This is a genomic window from Mesorhizobium sp. AR10 (assembly GCF_024746795.1).
Taxonomy (GTDB): Bacteria; Pseudomonadota; Alphaproteobacteria; order Rhizobiales; family Rhizobiaceae; genus Mesorhizobium.
In genome coordinates, this window is the sequence record NZ_CP080524.1 from 4,171,591 (window position 1) to 4,194,754 (window position 23,164).

General features: G+C 62.7%; 19 protein-coding genes. 11 read left to right on the forward strand and 8 right to left on the reverse strand.

What is annotated here, in order from left to right; genetic code table 11:
* Positions 1-2 precede the first annotated feature (2 nt).
* A complete protein-coding gene (locus LHFGNBLO_RS23750) occupies positions 3-1,280 on the reverse strand; it encodes a glycosyl hydrolase family 8 (protein ID WP_258601744.1) in 1,278 nt (425 codons plus the stop codon).
* Positions 1,281-1,689: 409 nt separating this feature from the next.
* A complete protein-coding gene (locus LHFGNBLO_RS23755) occupies positions 1,690-1,992 on the reverse strand; it encodes a DUF982 domain-containing protein (RefSeq protein ID WP_258601745.1) in 303 nt (100 codons plus the stop codon).
* Positions 1,993-2,194: 202 nt separating this feature from the next.
* Here LHFGNBLO_RS23755 and LHFGNBLO_RS23760 point away from each other — a divergent pair, with 202 nt between their 5' ends.
* The 5 genes from LHFGNBLO_RS23760 (at position 2,195) to LHFGNBLO_RS23780 (ending at position 9,829) form a co-directional block, all read left to right on the forward strand.
* The gene (locus tag LHFGNBLO_RS23760) at positions 2,195-3,256 is read left to right on the forward strand and encodes a glycosyltransferase family 4 protein (protein WP_258601746.1); all 1,062 of its coding nucleotides are present in this window, start codon (positions 2,195-2,197) and stop codon (positions 3,254-3,256) included.
* 52 nt (positions 3,257-3,308) lie between these two features.
* The gene (locus LHFGNBLO_RS23765; protein ID WP_258601747.1) at positions 3,309-5,471 is read left to right on the forward strand and encodes an amylo-alpha-1,6-glucosidase; all 2,163 of its coding nucleotides are present in this window, start codon (positions 3,309-3,311) and stop codon (positions 5,469-5,471) included.
* Positions 5,472-5,632: 161 nt separating this feature from the next.
* Positions 5,633-7,408 carry an alpha,alpha-trehalose-phosphate synthase (UDP-forming) gene (locus LHFGNBLO_RS23770; protein WP_258601748.1) on the forward strand — a complete coding sequence of 592 codons (1,776 nt, stop codon included), beginning with the start codon at positions 5,633-5,635 and terminating at the stop codon, positions 7,406-7,408.
* Positions 7,405-8,166 carry a trehalose-phosphatase gene (gene otsB / locus LHFGNBLO_RS23775; protein ID WP_258601749.1) on the forward strand — a complete coding sequence of 254 codons (762 nt, stop codon included), beginning with the start codon at positions 7,405-7,407 and terminating at the stop codon, positions 8,164-8,166. The genes LHFGNBLO_RS23770 and otsB overlap by 4 nt, the downstream gene beginning before the upstream one ends.
* 205 nt (positions 8,167-8,371) lie before the next feature.
* A complete protein-coding gene (locus tag LHFGNBLO_RS23780) occupies positions 8,372-9,829 on the forward strand; it encodes an NCS1 family nucleobase:cation symporter-1 (RefSeq protein WP_258601750.1) in 1,458 nt (485 codons plus the stop codon).
* A 90-nt stretch (positions 9,830-9,919) separates the two neighbouring features.
* On the opposite strand, the gene LHFGNBLO_RS23785 is transcribed toward LHFGNBLO_RS23780, so the two are convergent.
* The 5 genes from LHFGNBLO_RS23785 to tpiA form a co-directional block, all read right to left on the reverse strand.
* Positions 9,920-10,459, reverse strand: a complete 540-nt coding sequence (locus LHFGNBLO_RS23785; protein WP_258601751.1) for a DUF1697 domain-containing protein — start codon at positions 10,457-10,459, stop codon at positions 9,920-9,922.
* Positions 10,460-10,478: 19 nt separating this feature from the next.
* Positions 10,479-12,107, reverse strand: coding sequence for a CTP synthase (locus tag LHFGNBLO_RS23790; protein WP_258601752.1), 1,629 nt, complete (start codon positions 12,105-12,107; stop codon positions 10,479-10,481).
* Positions 12,108-12,254: 147 nt separating this feature from the next.
* Positions 12,255-13,364: a L,D-transpeptidase family protein gene (locus LHFGNBLO_RS23795; protein ID WP_258609867.1), complete on the reverse strand. Its 1,110-nt coding sequence runs from the start codon at positions 13,362-13,364 to the stop codon at positions 12,255-12,257.
* Positions 13,365-13,563: 199 nt separating this feature from the next.
* Entirely contained in the window at positions 13,564-14,028 is a 465-nt protein-coding gene (gene secG / locus LHFGNBLO_RS23800; protein ID WP_258601753.1) for a preprotein translocase subunit SecG, read from the reverse strand.
* A 177-nt stretch (positions 14,029-14,205) separates the two neighbouring features.
* Positions 14,206-14,973, reverse strand: a complete 768-nt coding sequence (gene tpiA / locus LHFGNBLO_RS23805) for a triose-phosphate isomerase (protein ID WP_258601754.1) — start codon at positions 14,971-14,973, stop codon at positions 14,206-14,208.
* A gap of 144 nt (positions 14,974-15,117) precedes the next feature.
* Here tpiA and LHFGNBLO_RS23810 point away from each other — a divergent pair, with 144 nt between their 5' ends.
* From LHFGNBLO_RS23810 to glp, 5 genes are read left to right on the forward strand one after another with little or no spacing between them, the layout of a single operon-like run.
* Complete coding sequence (locus tag LHFGNBLO_RS23810) at positions 15,118-17,007, forward strand: peptidyl-prolyl cis-trans isomerase (RefSeq protein ID WP_258601755.1); 1,890 nt, start codon at positions 15,118-15,120, stop codon at positions 17,005-17,007.
* The gene (trpD, locus tag LHFGNBLO_RS23815) at positions 17,004-18,014 is read left to right on the forward strand and encodes an anthranilate phosphoribosyltransferase (protein ID WP_258601756.1); all 1,011 of its coding nucleotides are present in this window, start codon (positions 17,004-17,006) and stop codon (positions 18,012-18,014) included. The genes LHFGNBLO_RS23810 and trpD overlap by 4 nt, the downstream gene beginning before the upstream one ends.
* A gap of 4 nt (positions 18,015-18,018) precedes the next feature.
* A complete protein-coding gene (gene trpC, locus LHFGNBLO_RS23820; protein WP_258601757.1) occupies positions 18,019-18,831 on the forward strand; it encodes an indole-3-glycerol phosphate synthase TrpC in 813 nt (270 codons plus the stop codon).
* A 2-nt stretch (positions 18,832-18,833) separates the two neighbouring features.
* The gene (gene moaC, locus LHFGNBLO_RS23825) at positions 18,834-19,316 is read left to right on the forward strand and encodes a cyclic pyranopterin monophosphate synthase MoaC (protein WP_258601758.1); all 483 of its coding nucleotides are present in this window, start codon (positions 18,834-18,836) and stop codon (positions 19,314-19,316) included.
* The gene (gene glp / locus LHFGNBLO_RS23830) at positions 19,316-20,521 is read left to right on the forward strand and encodes a gephyrin-like molybdotransferase Glp (RefSeq protein WP_258601759.1); all 1,206 of its coding nucleotides are present in this window, start codon (positions 19,316-19,318) and stop codon (positions 20,519-20,521) included. The genes moaC and glp overlap by 1 nt, the downstream gene beginning before the upstream one ends.
* 9 nt (positions 20,522-20,530) lie before the next feature.
* Here the strand turns inward: glp and LHFGNBLO_RS23835 are convergent, their stop codons facing one another.
* Positions 20,531-21,361: an alpha/beta hydrolase gene (locus LHFGNBLO_RS23835; protein ID WP_258601760.1), complete on the reverse strand. Its 831-nt coding sequence runs from the start codon at positions 21,359-21,361 to the stop codon at positions 20,531-20,533.
* 180 nt (positions 21,362-21,541) lie between these two features.
* Between LHFGNBLO_RS23835 and LHFGNBLO_RS23840 the strand changes: the two genes are divergently transcribed.
* A complete protein-coding gene (locus tag LHFGNBLO_RS23840; RefSeq protein ID WP_258601761.1) occupies positions 21,542-23,164 on the forward strand; it encodes an AMP-binding protein in 1,623 nt (540 codons plus the stop codon).

A 23,164-nucleotide genomic window follows, 5' to 3' on the forward strand; every position in this document is an offset into this window, starting at 1 on the left:
ACCTAGGGCGTCGCCCAATGGCCTGTCATTGCGACCATACCGAGCAGCTTGAGGGTGTTCCCAAAATAGTCCTCGTCAGCGAGGCTCGTGGACGTTGCATCAGCCCAGATGGCGTCGAGCCAGGATTGGTTGGCCGGATCGAGCATAGCAGCGACGCCGAGCATCGGCACATAGGCCATGGAGTTTGTGCCATGCCCTGGATAGGTGCTGCCGTTTAGTCGGTACGTATCGGCGAAAGCACGCGGGTCCCCTCGGGTAACCCGCTGTGCCCAGGCCGTCAGCGGCGCCAAGGCTATCTTGGCCCTCTGTTCATCATAGAGCAGGTAGTCCAAGGCGATGCGCCACGGGTAACGGCCCGAGTTCCAGGAGTAGTCGCCGTCATTGGCACCTTCCAGGAACATAGATGGTGCCGGCGCCGGATTGTTGGGCATGCCCACGACAAAATCGGGCATCAGACCAGTTTGGGCACTGTGCCGGGAGCCGACACTGCTGATCGTGGCATAGATGCGGTCGCGGATGGCCAGCCAGCGCGGCTCATCGGTGGCATCGGCGAAGGCCCTGAAATGGGAAACCATGAAATCGGATGCCCGGGTCGTTGCCGCATAGGTGCCGCCGTCGCCGGACTTTGCCCAATCGCCGATCAACAAGACGTCGCCGGAAACTTCCTTGTCGAGAATGGCAGCGAGGACCTTGCGCGCTTCGGCTCGATAGTTGAAAGCGCCGGCACTACCCCATGCCTTGTCGGCCAATAGCAGGGCATAGCCAATATCGAGATCACCATCGGTGGCGGAGTTCTCCCCCTGCACCGTTGTGGCATTGGAACAGCCTGTCACTTGGTTCCAGGCCATCAGGCCGGGATCAGACGCGGCGGGGTGATCATGAAAATACCGTAGCATGCCATCGAAAATGACCTGAGCTTCGGGGTCCTTTCCGGCCATCATCACTGTTAGCAGCATACCGTAACCATGAGCCTCCGAGACAGTTATTGTTGCCGCCTCCGTGCCGCCTCCGACAGCTTTGCCGTCAGCATCAACCTTGACGAAATATCGCCCTTCGCCGCAGGCCTCGACCACATAGAGGTTCTTCCACTCAGCGTAGAACTCCAACAGGGCTTTATCGCGATCCGCGGCTGTGGGGAGAATTGAACCTTCCGAATATGGAGCTGCCAAAGCTGGGACGGCGGTCACCAACGCAAAACCCAATGCAAGGCATTGCGAGATGCCCTTGATTGCCACTCGCGCTTTTGAGGCCCACCTTGAGATTGGCTTTGCCGCTGCCATGAACCATTTCCTTGCCGAGTTCACCGCCCGTGCCGCCTACCGTCTACCTGCACTACGGATCCATCCATGCAGTTCGATGAGTCGGCAAGGAGAAAAACAGCGACATTGGCTATGTCAGCCGGGGAACCTCAACGCCCTGTCGGAATGCGAGAGGGGATCGCCGCCGAGCGATCGGGATCGTTGCGTTTCGATATACCGCGCTGCTGAATTGTCAGCACATTTGACCTCGACCCGCGTGATACCGTTGTCGGGCTTATGCATAGCGTCACACGAAAGCCTGCGCTGCCCAAAGTATATGAGGTGAGGCAATCGAACAGGGAACCGCGCCCTGACTTGAAGCAAAGCCCGCCAACAAATTCGTGCCGGCGCCTGCTTTGACGCGGCCCCAGATCGCAAACTGAATCCAGCCCTATCGCCTCAGTGCGTACACTCTATCCATGCCCTCGCCGCCAATAGGCAGTGCCATGTCGTCGTCGAGCAGGCGGGTGATGCGGGCAAAACCGGTAAAAGCCTTCCTGGCTTCCTCGGCTGACATTCGACCCGAGAGCGCCGCGGAGCAGCAATTCAACGCGCATTGATAGACAGGCCCTCGCCGCCCCGCTGGCCATTTCTGCAGAAACACCATTGCTTCTGCGACGCTATCAACTTCTTCCACTGGATGTCCCTGCCCGCGCGCGATGCGCACAGGCGAAAAGAAATGCAAGCGATCCATCGTATCCTCCCGGTTGGTCGCAACGCGGTCCAACCCTACTAAATTCACGGCTGGCAATTTGGTTCCGGGAAAAACAAGCCCGACACCAAAAAAAGTCGTTCACCCTGGAGCCGGTCATCGCCGCCTTCTCACCTTTGGACGGAACGTTACGCCGGCTGATGCATTTGCCTCTTGTGATGATTTTTGAGGGATATTTCAGCCCATGAGGATAGCCCATGTCGCGCCTTTGCACGAGTCCGTGCCGCCCCGGCTTTATGGCGGGACGGAGCGGATCGTTTCCTATCTGACCGAAGGACTGGTTGAACTCGGCCATGAGGTGACCCTGTTTGCCAGTGGCGACAGTCGCACGTCGGCTAGATTGATACCGGGACGCGAACGTGCGCTTCGCCTCGACCCACGCCCGCTGAAGTCGGAGACCGCGGCGCATCTTTCAATGCTTTCCAATGTCAGGAAACGTGCCCATGACTTTGATATCATTCATTTTCACCTCAGTCATTTCCTGCATTTCCCGTTCTTCGAGGACATGCCGCAGCGAACCGTGACGACGCCGCATGGCCGGCTCGACTACGTCGATCTGGCGCCTGCCTATGAGCAGTTTCCGCGCTTTCCCTTGATCTCCATTTCGCGCAGCCAAAGAACGGGTTTGTCCAACGCCAATTGGCTGGCGACCATCCATCACGGACTGCCGACCGGCATTTACCAGCCGACTTTCGAGACAGCGGCGGAAGAACCTTACGTTGCCTTCCTCGGGCGGCTATCGCGCGACAAGCGACCAGATCGCGCCATCGAGATCGCTTTACGTGCGGGCCTGAAACTGAAGCTGGCAGCAAAGATAGGCGATGATGACCGCGCCTATTTCCACGAGGAGGTCGAGCCGCTGATCGACGGCGATCGCATCGACTATGTCGGCGAGATCGAGGAGGACAAGAAGGCGCAATTTCTCGGCAACGCCGCCGGCCTGCTGTTTCCGATAGACTGGCCGGAGCCGTTCGGCCTTGCCGCCATCGAGGCGATGGCCTGTGGCACGCCGACCATCGCCTGGAACTGCGGCGCGTTGCCCGAAATTATCGACCAGGGCGTGACCGGTTTCGTGGTCGATTCCATCGATGACGCGGTCGCCTCGGTACCGAACTTGCTGCGCCTCGACAGGCGCAAGGTGAGAGCAGTGTTTGAAAAGCGGTTCTCCGCCGCTAGAATGGCCCGCGACTACGTGGCCGCTTATGAGCGCCTGATAGGCGTCTCGGCCGAAGCAAAGGCGTCGTGAACGGCGCCGCGCGCACAAGGACCGGGAATGAAACCCCAGGGATTTTCGGCGTATGAACCAGCTTGATGAACGCACGCTCGATCCGGCCGTTGCGCTTGCATCGCTCGACGCGACCGCGCCGCGTGAGCCGCACCGGCTGTTTGCACTCAAGCAAGGCGACTGTTTTGTGGTTGCCGACGCCTATGGCGATATCAGGGGCGCCGGCGACGGTTTTTTCCGCGACGACACGCGCGTGCTCTCCGAATTCCGGCTGACCATCGGCGGCAGGCCAACATCGTTGCTCGGCGCATCGCTCAGCCAGGACAATGTGCTCTTCACCAGCAACCTGACCAATCTGCCGATCCAGAGCGCCGCCGGCCGCGACATTCCGCAAGGCGCGATCCATATCGAGCGCGTCAGGCTGCTCTGGCAAGACAGGCTGTTCGAGCGCATCACCCTGGCCAATTACAGCCGGGAACATACGACCATCGGCGTCTCGCTGCACTTTGCCGCCGATTTCCGCGACATGTTCGAGGTACGCGGCTCGACCAGGCCCAAGCGCGGGATGGCACATGCGGCCGAGACGGATGCAACATCGGTTCTGCTTCGTTATGACGGGCTGGACGGGCTGGCTCGCGCGTCGGCGATATCATTCTCGCAGGCGCCGGATCGTCTGACGGCTGACCGCGCCGATTTCCTGATCACCGTGGCCAAGCGCAGCAGCAACGTGATCTATGTCGAGGTTGGTGCGGAGGCGGCGGATGTGCCCGACCGCGACCGTTTCCGCGCCTCCGCGGCCCGCGCACGCTTCGGCATGCGTGCCAAGCGCCGCCACGGCGCCACTGTGCACAGTTCGGGCCGTGTCTTCAACGACTGGGTCGCCCGCGCCCGCGCCGATGTCGCGCTGCTGACCACCGAGCTCGACACCGGTCCCTACCCCTATGCGGGCATCCCCTGGTTTTCGACGGCGTTCGGCCGCGACGGCGTGATCTCGGCGCTGCAGATGCTGTGGCTCAACCCCGGCCTAGCGCACGGCGTGCTGGCCTTCCTTGCCCAGCATCAAGCGACCGAGACATCGCCGTTCAGCGATTCACAGCCCGGCAAGATCATGCATGAGACCCGCAAGGGCGAAATGGCGGCGCTGCGCGAACTTCCCTTCGGCCGCTACTATGGCGGCGTCGACACCACGCCGCTCTATATCCATCTTGCCTGCGCCTATGCCGACCGCACCGGTGACATGGCGTTCATCGACAGTCTGTGGTCGTCGCTTTGCGCTGCGGCTGAATGGACTGAGGAAGCAAGCCGCAAAACCGGCTTCGTGACCTATCAGCGCGCCGCCGAATCCGGCCTTGCCAACCAGGGATGGAAGGACAGCTTTGATTCCGTCTTCCATGCCGACGGCCGCATTCCCAAGGGACCGATTGCCCTCGTCGAAGTGCAAGGCTATGTCTTTGCCGCGTTCCAGGGCCTGGCGAAACTCGCGCGTCGCCGCGGCGAGGACGAGAGGGCCGATCATTGGGAAGGCCGCGCCGAGGCAATGCGAGCCGCGGTGGAACGCCACTTCTGGATGGACGATCTCGACTTCTATGCCCTGGCGATCGACGGCGCCGGCGAGCCCTGCAAGGTGCGGACGTCGAATGCAGGGCATCTTCTCTATGTCGGGTTGCCTGAGCCGGCGCGGGCGCAGATGGTCGCCGACCAGCTGCTTTCAGCGCCCTTCCACTCGGGCTGGGGGCTGAGGACGCTTGCCGACGATGCCGTGTTCTTCAATCCGATGTCATACCACAACGGCTCGATCTGGCCGCACGACACGGCTCTGTGCGGCGCCGGCCTGGCGCGGTTCGGCGAGCGTGAAAGCGTGGTCCGGTTGATGAGCGGCACATTCGAATCTGCGGTCCATTTCAACATGCGCCTGCCGGAACTGTTTTGCGGTTTTACCCGCGCGCCGGGCGAAGCGCCGATAGCCTATCCCGTCGCCTGCCTGCCGCAGGCTTGGTCGGCGGGTTCGGCCTTCATGCTGATGCAGGCCTGCCTCGGCCTGGAGATCGACGGCTGGGACGGAGAAATCCGCGTCACCCGTCCCAGGTTGCCGATCGGCATCGACACCCTCACGTTGCGCCACCTTGGCGTCGGCACCACGACGGTCGATCTCACATTCCAGCGTGTCGGCGACCGTGTCGTCGCCTTTCTCGCCGACCGGCATGAAGGACTGGTGCCGCTCATCGTCAGAACCTAGCGCAGGATCGTTCGCGGATCGGAAAAGTCGGAACCGATGGCGCGTTTGTGCGTTGCACAACCATACCCGCGCATGGTGACCTGCCACCAGCGGGTGGCTGCGAATTTTGAAAACAAGAAGAAAACGGCTGCCGGACGGCCGGAGGTGAGTTGGCATTTCCAATGACAGATGGTGTAGACCTGATTTGGCTTTTTATCCTCGCAAGCCTCGGCCTTTCCGCTCTTGCAGTGTTGTTCTCAATATCCCGGCAGCGCAGCCACGCTCCGGCGGTTGTTCACACTGCTGGCGAGGACGTGGCTGCGGAAGCCGCGCGCAAGGTAATGCGGGAGTTTGAAAAGAACAGCCAATCGGCCGATGCGGCGCTGGTGACGTGGTCGCCCGAAACCTTGCGCAAGATTCTGGCCGACGACCTGCCGGAGGCGCAAGTGATAGTGGTGTCAAACCGCGAGCCCTACATCCACAACACCAAGGATGAAGGTGGCATCGAATTGCTGGTGCCGGCCAGCGGGCTGGTCTCGGCGCTCGAGCCGATCACCCGCGCCTGCGCCGGCACCTGGATCGCCTATGGCGGCGGAACGGCAGACCGTCTGACGGTCGACAAGGACGACCGGGTGCAGGTGCCGCCCGGAAATCCGTCCTACACGCTGCGCAGGGTCTGGCTGACGGAGGAAGAGCATCAGGGCTACTATCTCGGTTTCGCCAATGAGGGCCTGTGGCCGCTTTGCCATATCGCCTTCACCCGGCCGATTTTCCGCGCCTCGGACTGGGAGGCTTATGAGGCCGTGAACCGGAAGTTCGCTGACACGGTGGTTGCCGAAGCGCGCAACGAGCGGCCGATCGTGCTGGTCCAGGACTACCACTTCGCCTTGCTGCCGCGCATGATTCGCGAGCGCCTGCCCGAGGCGATTGTCATCACCTTCTGGCACATTCCATGGCCCAATTCGGAAGTGTACAGCATCTGCCCATGGCGAGAGCGGATCCTGGAAGGCTTGCTCGGCAGCTCCATCATCGGCTTCCATACCCAGTTCCATGCCAATAATTTCACCGAAAGCGTCGATCGCTTCCTCGAAAGCCGTATCGAACGGGCCGACGCAGCAATCTCCTATGGCGGACTGACAACATTGGTCCATGCCTATCCCATCTCGATAGAATGGCCGGCCGAACTTCTTGCAAAACTGCCCAGCGTCGAGGAATGCCGTGCCAGTGTCCGCGACAGGTTCGGGCTGACCGCAGATGTCAAACTTTGCATCGGCGTCGAGCGTCTTGACTACACCAAGGGCATTCTCGATCGTTTCCAAGCGCTGGAGGAATTGTTCACGCGACATCCGGAGCTGGTCGGGAGAGTAGTTTTCCTGCAGATCGCGGCACCCAGCCGAGGGACGCTCCCGGCCTACCAGCAGCTCCACGACGAATGCCACCGCTATGCCGAAGAGCTCAACCAGCGCTATGGCAGCGAGGGCTACAAACCGGTCATCATGGTGGCCGAACATCACTCGCAGGAACAGGTCTACGAAATCTATCGAGCCGCCGACATATGCATGGTCACCAGCCTGCATGACGGCATGAACCTGGTGGCCAAGGAATTCGTTGCCGCGCGCGACGACGAACAGGGGGTGCTGATGCTCAGCACGTTTGCCGGTGCCTCGCGCGAACTTCTGGAGGCGCTGATCGTCAATCCCTACGACGCGGCGATGATGAGCGATGTGCTGTTGCAGGCACTGACCATGTCGCCCGACGAGCAAAGCGAGCGCATGCGGCCGATGCGCGAAATGGTGCGCGACAACAATGTCTACCGCTGGGCCGGCAGCATGCTGCTGGACGCGGCGCGCCTGCGCAAGCGCGGCGATCTCGACCGGGCCACGGGCGCCGGCGATCGGCCCTCAAACACCGACAACATCATCTCCATCTTCGAGCGCAAGCGGAAGGTGGCGTCATGACCAGCCTTCAACCGCTATTGGCGCCGGACCTGCCGGCAGGGCATTGGGCGCTTTTCCTCGACATCGACGGCACATTGCTGGAACATGCCGCTCACCCTGACGCGGTGTCCGTCAGCGACGAATTGCGCACGCTCCTCGGCACGATCGAACACAGACTCGATGGCGCCGTCGCCTTCATCACCGGCCGCTCGGTCGAAGCCGCAGACAGGCTGTTTCATCCGTTGAAGCTGCGGGTCGCCGGACTTTACGGACTGGAACACCGGCTGACGCCCGACGGCCCGGTCGAAGTTGCCGATGCTCCGGCGGATATCGCCGCCCTCGCCGATGCGATCGAAGCCGAACTGAACGATGCCCAGGTCTATATCGAGCGCAAGGGATCTATTCTTGCCATCCATACCCGTGCGGCGCCGCATCTGCTTGCCCGCGCGACTCATCTTGTCGAACAGGCATTGGCCCAGCTTCCCAAGGGCTATCGGGTGATCCCGGGAAACGCCGGCGTTGAACTCATGCCGCTGGAGGCGGCCAAGGGCGCCGCCGTGCGGCGTTTCATGGCAATCCCATCATTTGCCAGCCGGCGGCCGGTCTTCCTCGGCGACGACACCGCGGATGAAAACGGTTTCGAGGCGATAAACGAAGCGGGTGGCATCTCTATCCGGGTGAAGCCGCGCGGGCCTACCGCGGCAAAATACGTGCTCGACGACGTGACCGGTGCAATAGGCTGGCTTGAGGCCAATTTCGAAAAATCGCCGGTATCCTGATCGCCTTCGATGGATCGACAATATCGAATCACCTCGATGGTTGGAATCAGTCGATCACCCACAAAACCTGATCGATAAGCGCGATTCTCATTGAATATCTTTAAGGTCAAAGCCGGCAAATAGGTTGCTTGCCGGTTCCCCCGCGTCAGGCTTAGCCTCAGCGATTAACGCGTGAGGGCGCGTTTTGCAAAAGGGGACACCTGCAATGACAATACAAGGCGCATCGCCCGACCTTTACAACGAGGACCTCGCTCCGGCGAAGGTCCGCAACTGGGGGCCGTTCTCGATCTTCAACGTCTGGACGTCGGACGTTCATAGCCTGTGGGGCTACTATCTCGCGGCAAGTCTGTTCCTGTTCTGCGGCGGCTTCGTCAACTTCATCATCGCCATCGGCATCGGCTCGCTGATCATCTATGTGCTGATGAACATGGTCGGCTATGCCGGCGTGAAAACCGGGGTGCCCTACCCCGTGCTTGCCCGCGCCTCCTTCGGCATCTGGGGCGCTAACATTCCAGCCCTGGTGCGCGCCATCGTCGCCTGCTTCTGGTACGGCGCGCAGACGGCGGCGGCCTCGGGCGCGATCGTGGCGCTGCTGATCCGCACGCAATGGTTCGCCGACTTCAACGCCAACACGCATTTCCTTGGCCATACCGGCCTTGAAGTGATCTGCTTTGTGGTCATCTGGGGGCTGCAACTGCTGATCATTCAGAATGGCATGGAAACGGTGCGCCGCTTCCAGGACTGGGCCGGCCCCGCAGTGTGGGTGATGATGCTGATTCTGGCGATCTATCTCTGTGTCAAATCCGGGAGATTTGCCTTCACCAGCGACATCCCGATGGACGTGCTGCTGGACAAGACCAAAGATGCGGGCGTGCCCGGAACGCCTGGCTCATGGACCTCGCTCTTTGCGGTTGCCGCGATCTGGGTGACCTATTTCTCGGCGCTCTATCTCAATTTCTGCGATTTCGCGCGCTATGCGCCCGACAAGGCATCGCTGCGCAAGGGCAACATCTGGGGCCTGCCGATCAACCTCATCCTGTTCTCGCTGGTCGCCGGCGTCACCACCATCGCCGCCTTCGACGTCTATGGCGAAGTGCTGCTGCATCCCGACCAGATCTCGGCCAAGTTCGACAGCTGGTTCCTGGCAGCGCTCGCGGCCCTGACGTTTGCGGTAGCGACGCTCGGCATCAATGTGGTGGCAAACTTCGTCTCGCCGGCCTTCGACTTCTCCAACGTCTTTCCCAGGCAGATCGACTTCAAGAAGGGCGGCTATATCGCGGCCGTGATCGCCCTGCTGCTCTATCCCTTCGCACCATGGGAAGGCAGTGCTGCCTCCTTCGTCAACATCATCGGCGCGACGATGGGGCCGATCTTCGGGGTGATGATGGTCGACTATTATCTGATCCGGAAGGGTGAGGTCGACGTCGAGGCGCTCTACAGAGAAGACGGCGAGTTCCGCTTCCAGGGCGGCTGGCACGTCAACGCCTTCATCGCGGCGGGCATCGGCGCGATCTTCTCCTCGATCCTGCCCAACTTCACCAACTGGCTGCCGTCCTGGTGGGGCGTCTATGGCTGGTTCTTCGGCGTGGCGATCGCCGGGGCGATCTACTTCGTGCTGCGCACGATGGCATTGGGCGCCGGCGTCAGGACGGCAAAGGCCTGATCCGCACTCGGGGCGGCGCAAGGCCGCCCCGATGCTTGTTTGACCATGATCTTCTCCGAAAACCGGACTCCTCTTTTCGAGATCATGGTTCTATCCGCCGACCATCTCGGCCAACCGGCGCACCGTGTTCCAGTTGCGCGAGGTGCCGACGCCGAGACGTTTGTGGCTTGTGGCCGTCAGCAAGCGCGACGTTGGGGTCTCGCGCGAAAAGAAGACCCAGATGTCGCCGCCGACCGCCTGCATTTTTTCGTCTTTGCCGACACAGGCCTGCAGCGCCGTGACGGCCTCGGCCGCAACGGGCTTGCGCATGACCCGCACTGCCACCTGATCGCCGGCTGCAGCCGATTCGGCTGGAAACGGATTGCCGGCGGCAAGCTTCAGCCAGTCATCGGCGCGACGCACGATGATGTCGACATGGCGGCCGAAGCTCTTTTCGAAGGCTGCTTCCAGCCGCTGTTCCAGCTTGGCGATGTCGCCCGCCCGCGCTTCGAAGACCAGATTGCCGGTCGCCACCAAGGTGCGTGGGTTCTTCAGCCCGAGGCCTTCGGCCATCGCCTTGAGGTCGGCCATGACCAGCCGGCGCCCCTCGCCCAGAATGATGCTGTAGAGAAGCGCGACATAGGTCTGCATGGGGATGAAGCGGCAGGCGCTAGACCAGCCGCGACTGCTCCACCGCTGCCTCGATGAAACTGGCAAACAGCGGATGCGGCTCAAGCGGCCGGCTTTTCAGTTCCGGATGATATTGCACGCCGATGAACCAGGGGTGGTCAGGATATTCGACCGTTTCCGGCAGCACGCCGTCGGGCGACATGCCGGCAAAGACCAGGCCGCAATCCTCCAGCCGCTCCTTGTAGTCGACATTGACTTCGTAGCGGTGGCGATGGCGTTCGGAAATCTGCGTGTCGCCGTAGATCTCGGCGATCTTCGAGCCTTTGGCGAGGTCAGCCTGATAGGCGCCGAGCCGCATCGTGCCGCCGAGATCACCGGTTTCCCTGCGCTTCTCCAGCATGTTGCCTTTCAGCCATTCGGTCATCAGGCCGACGACCGGTTCCTTGGTCGGGCCGAATTCGGTCGATGAGGCATGCTCGACGCCGGCCAGCGAACGCGCCGCCTCGATGCAGGCCATCTGCATGCCGAAGCAGATGCCGAAGTATGGCACTTTTCGCTCGCGCGCGAACTTTGCCGCTAGGATCTTGCCTTCCGAGCCACGCTCGCCAAAGCCGCCGGGGACCAGGATGCCATGGACCTTTTCCAGCCACGGCGTCGGGTCTTCCTTCTCGAAGATCTCGCTCTCGATCCAGTCGAGCTTGACCTTGACGCGGTTGGCCATGCCGCCATGCGACAAGGCCTCGATCAGCGATTTGTAGGCGTCCTTGAGGCCGGTGTATTTGCCGACGACGGCAATGGTCACCTCGCCTTCCGGATTGTGGATACGCTTGGACACCGCTTGCCAGGGCTCCATGCGCGGCTTCGGCGCCGGCTCGATGCCGAAGGCGGCCAGCACTTCGGAATCCAGCCCTTCATTGTGATAGGCCATCGGCACGTCGTAGATGTGAGGCACGTCGAGCGCCTGGATGACCGCGCTTTCCCTGACGTTGCAGAACAGCGACAGTTTGCGGCGCTCTTCCTTCGGAATGGGGCGGTCGGCGCGAACAAGCAGGATGTCGGGCGCTATGCCGATGCCGCGCAGTTCCTTGACCGAATGCTGGGTGGGTTTGGTCTTCAGTTCGCCGGCTGTCGGAATGTACGGCATCAGTGTCAGATGCACATAGACGGCGTTGTTGCGCGGCAGATCGTTGCCGAGCTGGCGGATCGCCTCCAGGAACGGCATCGCCTCGATGTCGCCGACCGTGCCGCCGATCTCGCACAGCACGAAGTCGTAGTCGTCATTGCCGTTGAGGACGAAATTCTTGATCTCGTCGGTGACGTGCGGAATGACCTGGACGGTGGCGCCGAGATAATCGCCGCGCCGCTCGCGCTCGATGATGTTCTTGTAGATGCGGCCGGTGGTGATGTTGTCCTGCTGGTTGGCCGAACGACCGGTGAAGCGTTCGTAGTGGCCGAGATCGAGATCGGTCTCGGCGCCATCGTCGGTGACGAAGACTTCGCCGTGCTGATAGGGCGACATCGTGCCGGGATCGACATTGAGATAGGGATCGAGCTTTTTGATGCGCGCGCGATAACCTCGCGCCTGCAAGAGAGCCCCAAGGGCCGCTGCAGCGATGCCTTTTCCAAGTGAGGAAACCACGCCGCCTGTGATGAATACATATCGCGCCATGGGAGTCATCGCTTAACGCGGCCGAATTGATTCCGCCAGAGAAAAAACCACCGCGAAGGCTTTTTCCCAAGAAGGCGCTTTGATCGTGTGCGAGGCAAAACAAAAGGGCCGGCTGAGCCGGCCCTTTCGGCAATCCAGTTCGAGGCGTCAGATGATGACGACCTTGGTGCCCACTCTCACCCGGCTGTAGAGGTCCATGACGTGCTCGTTGATCATGCGGAAGCAGCCATTGGAGGCGCTGGTTCCGATCGACTGCGGCGCGATGGTGCCGTGGATACGCAGGTGGGTGTCCTTCTTGCCGTCATAGAGATAGATGGCGCGCGCGCCGAGCGGATTTTGACCGCCGCCGGGCATGCCGTCCTTGTATTGGCCGTAATGCTTCGGCTCGCGCTTCTGCATGTCGAGCGTCGGGATCCAGCGCGGCCATTCCTGCTTGTCGCCGACGGCAACCGTGCCCTTGAACTGCAGGCCCTCACGGCCAACCGCAATGGCATAGCGGCGGGCAGTGAAAGAGGATTCGACGAGGTAGAGGCGGCGGGCACTGGTATCTATGACGATGGTGCCGGCACTGTAGCCCGTGAACTCCACTTCCTGCGGCACGAACTCAGGCTTTACCTTGAACTGCTTCTTGGCCTCCCTCTTGGCGAGCACGGCATCGAGCGCTCGCGTCTCGGGAAGCAAGGAAATCGAGGAAGAGGACGTACCGCCGAACAGACCGGCGAAAAGACCGACGTTCCGCGGCTTTTGCCCGATCGGCTCGCTGCGCAGTTCGCCATTGTTGCCGGTCAGCGCGACATTCATGGCCTCGGCCGGGATCGATTCGGCCGACTGGATCGGCACCAGCGGCTCAATCGGCTCGATGATCTTGGTCTTTTTGGCTGGCTTGGCGTCGGCCACTTCGGTCGCCGCAGGCTTGCCCTTCGAGGCGAGGAAGGCCTGCCGTTGGGCGTCGGCCTTGGCTTTGGCTGCTTCGCGCAGCGCCAGCTTGCGGGCCTCGAGCGCCTTGGCGCGGGCGGCTTGCTTGTCGGCTACGATCTTGGCCTCGATCTTGCTGATCTGAGCGAGGTCGTCCGACGTCGGATTTTTCTTCTTCTTGAGGAGCTTCAGCTGCGCCGCATCGCTTTTGGCGGCGACGTTGATGACATCGGTTTTCCCAACCGATTGCGGTGAAGCCATTGCCGGGGTGCCGGCGACGGCTGCGGAACTCATGCCGAGTACGGCACAAAACCCCATAAAAATGAAGCTGCGAAGCTGCATGGCGAAGATCCGATCGTTCAATGCTTGTTGCCTGCGGCGTCGCCCGGCGCCCCCCAAGGACGTCGAAAGTGCCGCGCGCAATCTATAATCGAAGTGCCGGAGCGGCCTCAAGCGTGGTGCGCGGTCGAATCTTCGTGATAATGCGGCATTTGCCGCGACTGTGATCAAACAACCACAGATCGCGGCATCGGATGCCAGACTACTGGTTCGGGACCTGCGGCGTGACCGGCAAGGTGACGCCATTCGCCGCCGGTGGCGTGGCCGAATCGGTTGCAGGCGGCGTGGCGGGAGCCGTCGCCGGAGCATCGTTGCCGGAAGGCGGCGTCGGTGCCGTGTTGCCCGAAGGAGGCGTCGGCGCCGTGGTACCCGGCAACTGGTTGAGCACACCCTTGCCTGCGCCGTCCGAGGTTGCGGGCACACGGTCGAGGATGTCGATCGGCTTTTCGCCATAACGGGCTACGATGGACAAAGTCAGCGAAGTGGCAAAGAAAGCCGCCGCCAGGATCGCCGTCGCCCGCGTCAGTGCGTTGGCGGCACCGCGCGCAGTCATGAAACCGGAACCGCCGCCGATGCCGAGACCGCCGCCTTCCGAGCGCTGCAGCAGCACCACGCCGACAAGGGCGAGGACGACCATGAGGTGAATGACGATCAGTACGGTTTCCATAGATTATCCTGGCAAGGCCCTGCGCGGCCGCGATTACGGCCGGTGATTTGGAGGCGGCTCAATACAATGCTTTGATGGCATTTCCAAGCCCGTGGCCGGAATATGGGAAGCAATGCGCCCTTTGCAACGATTTCCGCCGCAGCCCACCCTTCCTGAAGTCCGCAACAGGCTCCGGTTCTACCCGATGTTTTGGTAGGCTTCGGCAATACCGAGAAAGTCAGCCGCCTTCAGGCTGGCGCCGCCGACCAGCGCGCCATCGACATTCTTCACGCCGAGCAGTTCGACCGCGTTGGACGGCTTGACCGAGCCGCCATAGAGGATGCGCATCTTGGCCGCCGCGGCGCCGTGGCTTTCGGACAGCCTTTCGCGGATATGCGCATGCGCTTCGGCGACGTCGGCGGCGGTCGGCGTCAAGCCTGTGCCGATCGCCCACACCGGCTCATAGGCAATGATGGTGTTGGCGGCCGAGGCGCTTGGCGGCACGGAACCGGCAACCTGGCGCGACAGCACGTCGAGCGCGGCACCGGCTTCGCGCTCGGCTCTGGTCTCGCCGATACAGATGATAGCGATAAGCCCGGCCCGCCATGCGGCGGACGCCTTGGCCTGAACCGTCGCATCGTCCTCATTGCTTTGCTCACGGCATTCGGAATGGCCGACAATGACGTGGGTGGCGCCAGCGTCCTTCAGCATCTCGGCCGAAATGCAGCCGGTGTAGGCGCCGCTTTCCTTGACGTGGCAATCCTCGCCACCGGCCCGGACTGGGGTGCGCGACAGAATTTCGGCCGCGTGCGCAAGCAAGGTCGCGGGAACGCAGACCAGCGCTTCGGTCTCCGCGTCGAGTCCACTCATGAAGCCGTTGCCGATCATCCTGAGCTCGTTGAGCGAGGCGCTGGTGCCGTTCATTTTCCAGTTGCCGGCGACAAGCGGGCGAATTCCAGGCGTCATGATGCTGTTTCTCCGGCGGAAAGGTTATGGCGTAGCTCACTATCAAAATCAGGCCACAAAGCAATCGACAGTGGGCCGGAAGGGCGCTATTGCGCTTGTTTCAAACTCGGCGCATGCGAAAATGCGCAAAAATCGGAAGTATGCATGCTTGGTATGTTGAGAAGCGCGGCGGGGACCTGGGTCGCGAAGGCGCTACTGATTTTGCTGGTGTTGAGCTTTTTGGCCTGGGGCGCCACCACCCGGATGGTGGGTCTGGCCGGCCATCATTCGGTGATCACCGTTGGCGGCACCACGGTTTCGATCACCGAATATCGTCTCGCCTACGATCGCCAGATCAGCGTGATGTCACAGCAGTTCGGCCAGCGCATCTCGCGCGAACAGGCGACGGCGCTCGGCATCGACAACCAGGTGCTGGGGCAACTCGTATCGGGCGCCGTCCTCGACGAGCAGGCACGCAAACTCGGGCTCGGCCTGTCCAAGGACCGGCTGGCCGAACTCACGCGCGAAGATCCGGCCTTCAAGGGCCCCAGTGGGACGTTCGACCGGAGGACCTTCGAGTACATGCTGCAGCAGGTCGGCATGCGTCCGGAGGACTATTTGAAGAACCGCGCCCAGGTGGCGGTGCGCCAGCAGATCGTCGAGGCGGTTTCGGATGGTCTCAAAGCTCCGGACACCTTCTTCAAAGCCGTCGCCCTTTACCGCGGCGAGGACCGCACCATCGACTACCTGACCTTGCCGAAAACGCTGGTCGAGCCGATCGAGGCGCCGTCCGACAGCGTGCTCTCGGCCTATTTCGAAGCCAACAAGAAGACCTATGCGGCGCCCGAATACCGCAAGTTCTCCTATGTCAGGCTCGAGCCGCAAGACATCATGGATCTGAGCGCCGTGACCGACAGCCAGGTCAGCGACGACTACAACAAGAACAAGGGGCGCTACACCACGCCCGAGCTGCGCACCATCGAACAGCTCGTCTTCAAGACGCCCGATGCGGCGAAGGCAGCCCTCGATTCGCTCAAGACCGGTGCCACCTTCGACAAGATCGTCACCGCCGAGGGCAAGACGCAGGCCGACACGCTGCTCGGCACGCTGGCCAAGGACAAGATCGCCGACAAGGCGGTCGCCGACGCGGCCTTCGTTCTTGCCGTCAACGAAGTCAGCCCGGTCGTTCAGGGCGCGTTTGGTCCGGTGCTGCTGCGCGTCACCGAGATCAAACCCGAAGTGGTGAAGCCGCTGGCCGAGGTGTCCGAGCAGATCCGCAAGGATCTGGCGCTGGGCGAGGCAAGCCGCATCCTGATGGATGTGCATGACAATTACGAAGACACCCGCGCCTCGGGCAGTTCGCTTGTCGAGGCGGCGGCCAAGCTGAAGCTGAAGGACGTGACCATCGACGCGATCGATCGTACCGGTCAGAAGCCCGACGGGACAATTATCAAGGACCTGCCGGCGTCACCCGACCTCATCAAGGCGGTGTTCGCCGCCGAGCCCAATACCGAGAATGAGGCCCTGACCACGGCCGACAACGGTTTTGTGTTCTACGAGCTGACGTCGATCACGCCGGCGCGCGACCGCACGCTGGATGAGGTTCGCCAGAAGGTGGTGGCTGACTGGACGGCGACCGAGACGGCCAAGCGGCTGACCGCAAAGGCTGGTGAGCTCGAAAAGCGCCTCAAGGCGGGTACCACGCTCGACGTGATCGCCGCCGAGCTCAAGCTCGAGAAGCAGACCAAGCGCGGCGTCAAGCGCGAGGCGGACGACGTCGATTTCGGCAAGGAGGGCGCTGCCGCGATGTTTGGCGTCGGCGAAGGCGGCACCGGATTGATCCCTTCGCCCACCGGCGACGGACAAATCCTGTTCAAAGTCGCCGAAGTGTTCGAACCTGCCGGCGCCGATGCCAGCTCGGTGCCGGACGATGCGCAGAAATCCTTCACCTCCGGCATGTCCGACGATCTGCTAGACCAGTTGGTGGCGCAGTTGCAGACGCAGTACGACGTTCGCATCGACCAGACCGCCGTTGCCCAAGCCTTGGCCAGATGAGCGCGCTGAAGACCCATATCGCCAAGGTCGCCGCCGGCACCGCTCTTTCCTTCGAGGAAGCGCGCGAAGCCTTCGACATCATCATGTCGGGCGATGCGACACCTGGCCAGATCGGCGGTTTTCTGATGGCGTTGCGCGTGCGCGGCGAGACGGTCGCGGAGATTTCCGGTGCCGTCGCCACCATGCGCGCCAAGATGCTGCGCGTCGATGCACCGGTCGGCGCCATCGATATCGTCGGCACCGGCGGCGACAATTCGCACTCGGTCAACATCTCGACGGCATCCGCCTTCGTCATTGCCGGCAGCGGCGTCCCGGTGGCCAAGCATGGCAATCGTGGACTGTCGTCGCTGACCGGCGCCGCCGATGTCCTGGTCGCGCTCGGCGTCAAGATCGACATTTCGCCGGAGACGATCGGCCGCTGCATCCATGAGGCCGGCGTCGGCTTCATGTTCGCGCCAGCACATCATCCGGCGATGAAGCATGTCGGCCCGACCCGGGTCGAGCTTGGTACCCGCACCATCTTCAACCTGCTTGGGCCGCTTTCCAACCCGGCCAGTGTCAGCAGGCAGATGGTCGGCGTGTTTCTGCCGGAATGGATCATGCCGGTGGCCGAGACATTGAAGGCGCTCGGCACCGACCACGCCTGGGTCGTCCATGGCGACGGCTATGACGAGATCACCACCACCGGCGAGACCCAAGTGGCCGAGCTGGTAGGGGGCGAGATCCGCAGCTTTGCGCTCACTCCTGAAGCGGTCGGGCTGAAGCGCCACACCAAGGACGAGTTGCGCGGCGGCGACGCTGCCTACAATGCCAAGGCGATGCGCGATATGCTGGGCGGTGCTGCCGGCGCCTATCGCGACACGGTGCTGATGAATGCCGGCGCAGGCCTTGTGGTGGCGGGCACGGTGACGACGCTGTCCGACGGCATGGCGGCAGCTGCGCAAGCCATCGACAGTGGCCGGGCGCTGCAAGTGCTCGACAGGCTGGTCGAGATTTCGAACGGATAGTGCGATGGCCGACATCCTGCGCAAGATCGAGGCCTACAAGCGCGACGAGATCGCGGCGGCGAAGCTGCGTACGCCACTTGCCGAGATCAAGGCACGGGCGAAAGACGCAGACGCCCCGCGTGGCTTTCTCGCGGCGCTTGAGGCAAAGCAAAGATCGGGCGGCTTCGCCCTGATCGCGGAAATCAAAAAAGCGAGCCCGTCCAAGGGCCTGATCCGCGCCGACTTCGACCCACCGACACTGGCGCAGGCCTATGAGAAAGGCGGCGCCGCCTGTCTTTCGGTGCTGACCGATGCACCGTCCTTCCAGGGCGCGCCGGAATTTCTCACCAATGCCCGCAAGGCGGTGTCCCTGCCCGCGCTGCGCAAGGATTTCCTGTTCGACCCCTATCAGGTCTACGAGGCCCGCGCCTGGGGCGCGGACGCCATCCTGATCATCATGGCCAGCGTCGACGACGCCATGGCGAGTGAGCTCGAAGCGACGGCGTTCGAACTCGGAATGGATGCGCTCATAGAGGTGCATGACGAGGCCGAGACGCAGCGTGCGATAAAACTGTCGTCGCAGTTGATCGGCATCAACAACCGCGATCTGAAAACGTTCGAAACCAGCCTTGAAACCTCGGAGCGGCTGGCGCCGATGGTGCCGGGCGGCCATCTGCTGGTCAGCGAAAGCGGCATTTTCACCCATGACGATTGCCTCAGGATGCAAAAGACCGGCATCGACACCTTCCTCGTTGGCGAGAGCCTGATGCGGCAGCAGGATGTGGCCGCGGCGACACGCCTGTTGTTGACGGGCAAGGCGACTGCCGAGGCGATCTGACGATGACAGCCGCCCTCACCCATCTTGGCGCGCAAGGCGAAGCCAATATGGTCGATGTCGGCGACAAGGCGGAGACGACGCGCACGGCGATCGCCGAAGGTTTTGTCTCGATGCAGCCTGAAACGCTCAAGATGATCCTCGCGGGCAACGCCAAGAAGGGCGACGTGCTGGGCACCGCGCGCATCGCCGGCATCATGGCGGCGAAGAAGACCCATGAGCTGATACCGCTCTGCCACCCGCTGCTGTTGACCAAAGTCTCCGTCGACATCGAGCCGGACGCGGCGCTGCCTGGCCTGAGGGTCACAGCGCTGGCCCGTGTCACCGGCAAGACCGGCGTCGAGATGGAAGCACTGACCGCCGCCTCGGTCGCTTGCCTGACCATCTACGACATGGCCAAGGCGGTCGACCGCGCCATGGTGATCTCCGGCATCAGGCTGGTCGAAAAGACCGGCGGCAAGTCTGGCGACTACAAGGCTGGCCGATAATGGCGCTGGTTCCGGTCTCGGAGGCGCTCGAGCGCCTGCTGGAAGGCGCGCAGCCCAGTGGCAGCGAAAGCGTTGCCCTGATGGACGCCGCCGACCGCGTGCTGGCGGAGCCGGTGATTGCGCTGCGCACCCAGCCGCCGTTCAACGCTTCCGCCATGGACGGCTACGCCGCGCGGGCCGCGGATGTCGCATCGGTGCCGGCACGACTTTCGGTGATCGGCATGGCGCCCGCCGGACGCGGCTTCGATGGCACTGTCGGTCCGAAGCAGGCCGTGCGTATCTTTACCGGCGCGCCGTTGCCTGAAGGCGCCGACACCATCGTCATCCAGGAAAATGTCAGGGATATTGGCGACGGCAGCATCGAGGTGACCGAGCCGACGGCGGCGGAACGCAACATCCGCCGACTCGGCCTCGATTTTTCCAAAGGTGACGTCCTCTTGGAGAAAGGCCGCCTGCTCGATCCGGCGGCCTTGTCGCTGGCGGCGTCGGCCAACCATCCACGGGTCAGCGTGGTCAAGCGGCCGCTGGTCGCCATCATCGCCACCGGCGACGAATTGCTGCCGCCGGGCAGCGCGCTTGGCCCCGACCAGATCATTTCTTCCAATGCCTATGGCGTCGCCGCCGCCGCACAGTCGGTCGGCGCCCGCGCCCTAGACCTCGGCATCGCCGCTGACCGCAAGGAAGCGATCGCCGTCCTGGTGAAAAAGGCGGTCGAGGCAGAGGCTGACGTCATCGTCACGCTTGGTGGCGCTTCGGTCGGCGACCACGACCTCGTCCATGACGTGCTGACCGGCGAAGGCATGACGCTGGATTTCTGGAAGATCGCCATGCGTCCCGGCAAGCCGCTGATGTTCGGGCGGCTGGGCGATATCAGGTGCATCGGCCTGCCCGGCAATCCGGTGGCGAGCCTGGTCTGCTCGCAATTGTTCCTCAAGCCGCTGCTGGCGCGGTTCGGCGGCCGCAGCCACCGGCAGGATATACGCGCGGCACAACTGGGCGCCGCGATGCCGGCTAACGATCTCAGGCAGGACTATGTGCGAGCAGTGGTCAGGGAAGACGCCGGTACTCTGGTGGCGACACCGTTCGGCATCCAGGATTCCTCGATGCTGAGAATGCTGGCCGACGCCAACGGGCTGATCGTGCGCGAGCCGTTCGCCCCCGCCGCCGCTGCGGGCGCCGCCTGCAGCGTGCTGATGCTGCGCTGAACCTGTCTCCTATTCCGCGATCAGGGTCCGGGTCAGCGCATGGTCGGGGTCGGCAAGACCGTCGATGATGTTGAAATGGTGGCGGTCGGGTTCGACCACCGAGTTGGTCGCAGCGCCGAGACCCGTCCAGATATTGGACAGCAATACGCTCTGGCGCAGAAACTCGGCGCGCTCGCCGCCACCGACCCAGCAGGTGACGCGCGCCTTGTCCATCGGGCGCAGCAGTGCCGGGCTTTCGGCCTGCGCTTCGGCCTCGTCGATTGCCAGCGTCTCGTTCATGCCGGTGCGCATGATCGGGCGCAGATCGTGCACACCCGAGATCGACACGACATGGCGGATGCGCCTGCCCACTTCGGGTGTCAGTGGCGTCGTCGCCGCTACCATCCGGCTGGCGAGATGGCCGCCTGCCGAATGTCCGGTCAGCATCAGCGGCCCTTCGATCAACTCCGCCGCCTTGCCGATCGCCGTCCCGACCTCCCTGACGATGCCGGCGATGCGAATCTGCGGACAGAGCGTGTAGGAAGGCATCGCCACGGCATAGCCGTGACCAATCGGGCCAGCGGCAAGATGCGACCAGAAACTCTTGTCGAACGCCTTCCAGTAACCGCCATGGACAAACACCACGAGCCCCTTGGGCGCTGTGGCCGGCAGGAAAAGATCGAGGCGGTTGCGCGGGTTATCGCCATAGGCGATGTCGAGCCGCGCCCTTCCCTTGGCCGACAGAGCATCGCGAAAAGCTTGCGCAGGCTCCACCCACGCTGCCGGCCAGCGATCGCTGCCGGCTATGTTGGCGCCGTTGGCATAGGCGTTGTCCCAATCGGCAATTTGATGTTCGAGCACCGGCGCCCTCCCCCTGGCGATATGGCTTTTGCGGCCATAGCAATGGGCACGGCGCGCGGTGTCGTCAATGCTTCCGAACGAAAACCTTTAGGCTTGAAACAATTTTCGACAAGTGTAATGCTGGGGGTGTCCGGGCAACGCATGCCATGGTCATGAAGCAGGTGGGGACACAACCGCGAAATGCTTGGACCGACAGCCCACACCGACACCTTCACACGCGACAACCTTCCGCCGCAGGATCAATGGCCGGACTTCCTGCTCGATGGCTTTGCCTATCCCGATTTCCTCAATGCCGGTGTCGAACTGACCGACAGGCTGGTCGAAATGGGCCTGGGTGATCATACGGCGCTGATCGGCAACGGCCGCCGCCGCACCTACAAGGAACTGTCCGACTGGACGAACCGGCTGGCGCATGCGCTGGTCGAGAATTTTGGCGTCAAGCCGGGCAACCGGGTGCTTATCCGCTCGGCCAACAATCCAGCCATGGTCGCCTGCTGGCTGGCCGCCACCAAGGCCGGCGCCGTCGTCGTCAACACCATGCCCATGCTGCGAGCCGGGGAGCTGGCCAAGATCGTCGACAAGGCGGAGGTCACACTGGCGCTGTGTGACGTCAGGTTGATGGATGAGATGGCCGCCTGCGCCAAGGACAGCCTGTTTCTCAAACAGGTGGTGGGCTTCGACGGCACCGCCAACCATGACGCCGAACTCGATCGCGCGGCTCTCGACAAGCCCGTCATTTTTGCCTCGGTGAAGACCGGCCGCGACGACGTCGCACTGCTCGGCTTCACCTCCGGCACGACGGGAGTGCCCAAGGCGACGATGCATTTTCATCGCGACCTGCTGATTATCGCCGACGCCTATGCGCGCGAAATTCTCGAAGTGACGCCGGACGACATCTTTGTCGGCTCACCGCCGCTCGCATTCACCTTCGGCCTCGGCGGGCTCGCCATCTTCCCGCTGCGCTTCGGCGCCGCGGCGACCTTGCTTGAGCAGGCGACGCCGCCCAACATGGTCCACATGATCGAGGCCTACAGGGCGACCATTTCCTTCACCGCGCCGACCGCCTATCGGGCGATGCTGAAGGCGATGGATGAAGGGGCCGACCTGTCGTCGCTGCGTGTCGCCGTTTCGGCCGGCGAGACGTTGCCGGCGCCTGTCTTCGAGGAGTGGACGCGAAAGACCGGCAAGCCGATCCTCGACGGTATCGGCGCCACCGAAATGCTGCACATCTTCATCTCCAACCGCCTTAGTGACATGAAGCCTGCCTCGACCGGAAAAGCCGTTGGCGGCTACGAAGCGCGCATCGTCGATGACAAGATGCGCGAGGTCCACCGCGGCACGACAGGCAGGCTCGCCGTGCGCGGTCCGACCGGCTGCCGCTACATGGCCGATGACCGCCAGAAGGACTATGTCCGCGACGGCTGGAACCTCACCGGCGACACTTTCGTGCAGGACGAAGACGGCTTTTTCCACTTCGCCGCGCGCTCCGACGACATGATCGTCAGCGCCGGCTACAACATTGCCGGGCCGGAGGTCGAAGCGGCGTTGCTCTCGCATGCCGACGTCGCCGAATGCGCGGTGATCGGCGCCGAGGACGTCGAACGTGGCCAGATCGTCGAAGCCCATGTCGTACTCGTGCAAGGCGTCGTGGCGAACCAGGAAACCGTCAAACGCCTGCAGGACCACGTCAAGGCGACGATCGCACCCTACAAATACCCGCGATCGGTGAAGTTCACCGACGCCTTGCCGAAGACGCAAACCGGCAAGATTCAGCGCTTCCGGCTGCGCGCGTCGAAAACCTAA

Coding starts and splice junctions, on each gene's coding strand:
- LHFGNBLO_RS23750 (WP_258601744.1), bottom strand. CDS start 1,280: ATGGCAGCGGCAAAGCCAATCTCAAGGTGGGCCTCAAAAGCGCGAGTG.
- LHFGNBLO_RS23755 (WP_258601745.1), bottom strand. CDS start 1,992: ATGGATCGCTTGCATTTCTTTTCGCCTGTGCGCATCGCGCGCGGGCAG.
- LHFGNBLO_RS23760 (WP_258601746.1), top strand. CDS start 2,195: ATGAGGATAGCCCATGTCGCGCCTTTGCACGAGTCCGTGCCGCCCCGG.
- LHFGNBLO_RS23765 (WP_258601747.1), top strand. CDS start 3,309: ATGAACCAGCTTGATGAACGCACGCTCGATCCGGCCGTTGCGCTTGCA.
- LHFGNBLO_RS23770 (WP_258601748.1), top strand. CDS start 5,633: ATGACAGATGGTGTAGACCTGATTTGGCTTTTTATCCTCGCAAGCCTC.
- otsB (WP_258601749.1), top strand. CDS start 7,405: ATGACCAGCCTTCAACCGCTATTGGCGCCGGACCTGCCGGCAGGGCAT.
- LHFGNBLO_RS23780 (WP_258601750.1), top strand. CDS start 8,372: ATGACAATACAAGGCGCATCGCCCGACCTTTACAACGAGGACCTCGCT.
- LHFGNBLO_RS23785 (WP_258601751.1), bottom strand. CDS start 10,459: ATGCAGACCTATGTCGCGCTTCTCTACAGCATCATTCTGGGCGAGGGG.
- LHFGNBLO_RS23790 (WP_258601752.1), bottom strand. CDS start 12,107: ATGGCGCGATATGTATTCATCACAGGCGGCGTGGTTTCCTCACTTGGA.
- LHFGNBLO_RS23795 (WP_258609867.1), bottom strand. CDS start 13,364: ATGCAGCTTCGCAGCTTCATTTTTATGGGGTTTTGTGCCGTACTCGGC.
- secG (WP_258601753.1), bottom strand. CDS start 14,028: ATGGAAACCGTACTGATCGTCATTCACCTCATGGTCGTCCTCGCCCTT.
- tpiA (WP_258601754.1), bottom strand. CDS start 14,973: ATGACGCCTGGAATTCGCCCGCTTGTCGCCGGCAACTGGAAAATGAAC.
- LHFGNBLO_RS23810 (WP_258601755.1), top strand. CDS start 15,118: ATGCTTGGTATGTTGAGAAGCGCGGCGGGGACCTGGGTCGCGAAGGCG.
- trpD (WP_258601756.1), top strand. CDS start 17,004: ATGAGCGCGCTGAAGACCCATATCGCCAAGGTCGCCGCCGGCACCGCT.
- trpC (WP_258601757.1), top strand. CDS start 18,019: ATGGCCGACATCCTGCGCAAGATCGAGGCCTACAAGCGCGACGAGATC.
- moaC (WP_258601758.1), top strand. CDS start 18,834: ATGACAGCCGCCCTCACCCATCTTGGCGCGCAAGGCGAAGCCAATATG.
- glp (WP_258601759.1), top strand. CDS start 19,316: ATGGCGCTGGTTCCGGTCTCGGAGGCGCTCGAGCGCCTGCTGGAAGGC.
- LHFGNBLO_RS23840 (WP_258601761.1), top strand. CDS start 21,542: ATGCTTGGACCGACAGCCCACACCGACACCTTCACACGCGACAACCTT.